The sequence below is a fragment of the Alphaproteobacteria bacterium genome (assembly GCA_018667735.1).
Classification (GTDB): domain Bacteria; phylum Pseudomonadota; class Alphaproteobacteria; order Rickettsiales; family JABIRX01; genus JABIRX01.
The window spans coordinates 1-2,262 of the sequence record JABIRX010000012.1; the positions used below are offsets into that span (position 1 = coordinate 1).

Below are 2,262 nucleotides of genomic sequence, written 5' to 3' on the forward strand. Positions count from 1 at the left end.
ATCCTTCCCAGAATTTATGCCAGGAAAATTAGCTTTACAAAAATTCTTAGAAGCTACTGAAGCTGATAATAGATTTAAGGTTAATCCAGTATCTGCAGATGCTTCTCCAGTTGCTGTTGCACCAGAAAATGTATTCTACAGAAAAGTAGGACAACCAGACAAGACATACACTGTTAACGCTAATGGTGAGGAAACAGAGGTTCAAGCTGGATCTAGTATTTATCAACAATTAGATGAAAGTAATTCTTGCTATGGTACTGGACTAACAGGCACCCCTGATGATTGTAATGAATATTTCATGAAATGTTTAGCTGGTAATAATGTTAAAGATTGCAAAGACTATATGGATTCTGGTAATTACTGGCAAAATGCTGAATCTGCTGTTATTAACATGCTTCCAGATGTTTTATTAAGAACTCTTAAATCATTTGGTTTCCAACCATTCCAATCTAAAAATTCTAATGGTAGAGCTTATATGGCTTACCCATCTGCTGAAGAATGGATTCAAGGTTTAGAAGTTAGCTTAGGTAGTGATGCTGCTGCTAAAGCTACTGTTACCACTGTTAGAACCAACAGTAAATTAATGGGTTACTTAAACATGATTGTTACCAAAGTTAATTCTAACCCTGGTATCGCCAATCCAACCTATGTTGAAGACGGACCAGCTTACAACCCAAATGCTTTCGCTGGAACTTTAGGAGCTAAATACAACATTAAAGGTAAAGCCTTTCTTCCAAGAAAGAACTTTGCAAGAGCTGCACCAGCTCCAAGTGCTGTTTCTGCTTTACAAAACACAGTTGTAAACTTCATGTCTCCATTAGGTTTAACTTATGGTATCCAACCATTTTCTACTGCAGTTTTTGGCAACCAAAGAGGTGGAGCTTGGGAAGTTGATGTATCAAATGATAAGAACTTACCAGTCCAAGTATCTGGACATCTTAATAACATGTACGAATCTATCTTAGAAAACTTACAAGTTGGAGGTAAAGATCTTGATTCTGGTGATCAACAAACTATCAAGAAAATGGTTAACGAATTAAACGTTCTTGAAAATAAATTATTCAAATCTGCTTCTTACGTACAAGGTTATGAAGATTTGTTAGCTATTAACCAAAAAGGTAGTGGTGTCGTTTCTGAATCTAATTTAGAAAAATTCGTTGCTAAAAGAAACGATTATTACAACAGAGTTAACTCTAAATACGATTCTATTTTCCCAATTTTCTCTAAATTAGCTGAAGCTTGTCAAAAAGAAACAATTAACTCCAGTGATATTATCACTTCTGCTAGTTACCCAAAAGCATAAATAGAATAACCATGTGATTAAATTAACGTAATCTTTTTTGATTTTCGTAATTTTTTCAATTTAACACATTTAATTATATTTGAAAGATTTTAAATTAAAATCTTTCAAATTAAAGTTTATAAATATAAACTGACTTATAAATTTATTTATAAAATAATATAATATGGGATTAGGATTATTATTTTTAGCATCTGTAGGAAAAGAAAATCTATATTTAAGCGGAAGTGCCGAAATAACTTATTTTAAGTTTATATATAAACAATATACAAATTTTAGCATTGAACCAATGTCACAGTTTTTTAAAACTGAACCAGATTTCTCCAGAAAAATTACTGTAAATATTTCAAAAAATGCTGATTTGTTAAGCAATATGTATTTACATGTAAAACTTCCGAGTATACAATTTTCAAATCATTCTTATCTACCTTCAAATATAAAAAAGTTTAGATGGATCGATAAAATAGGTTTTGGATTAATAAAACATATTGATCTTGAAGTAGGTGGTGTATTAATAGATAGAATTAATGGAGAATATTTAAATATTCTTTATGAATTAGATAATAAAAAATTAAAAGGCTATAAAAAGATGATAGGAAATGTAAGTGAATTAACAGATTATACTGATGGTAAAGATGGATATTCTTTAGATATACCAGTTCATTTCTGGTTTCACAAAAACTATAATTTATCTTTACCTTTAGTAGCTTTATATCATAGTGATATAAAAATTCATGTTGAATTTAATAGCATTAATAAATGTTACCTTGAATCACCAACACATTATATAACTATAACTAATAGTTTTTGTTTATTCAAAGAAAAAGAGATTATAAAACAGGAAATAGATGGTAATACATCTGTAGGTAGATTTTGTTATTTTGATGTAGTTGAAAAAAGATTGTATTATGATAAAATTTATAACGATTTTCTTATTCCTTCTTCTTCACAAAATTTATCAT

2 protein-coding genes are annotated in these 2,262 nt (G+C 29.5%); both read left to right on the forward strand.

Features of this window, described 5'->3' with window-relative positions:
• The coding region (locus HOH73_01160; protein ID MBT5827476.1) for a hypothetical protein at positions 1–1,303 on the forward strand (1,303 nt) is incomplete at its 5' end.
• Positions 1,304–1,466: 163 nt separating this feature from the next.
• A partial coding sequence (locus tag HOH73_01165; protein MBT5827477.1) for a hypothetical protein occupies positions 1,467–2,262 on the forward strand: 796 nt, incomplete at its 3' end.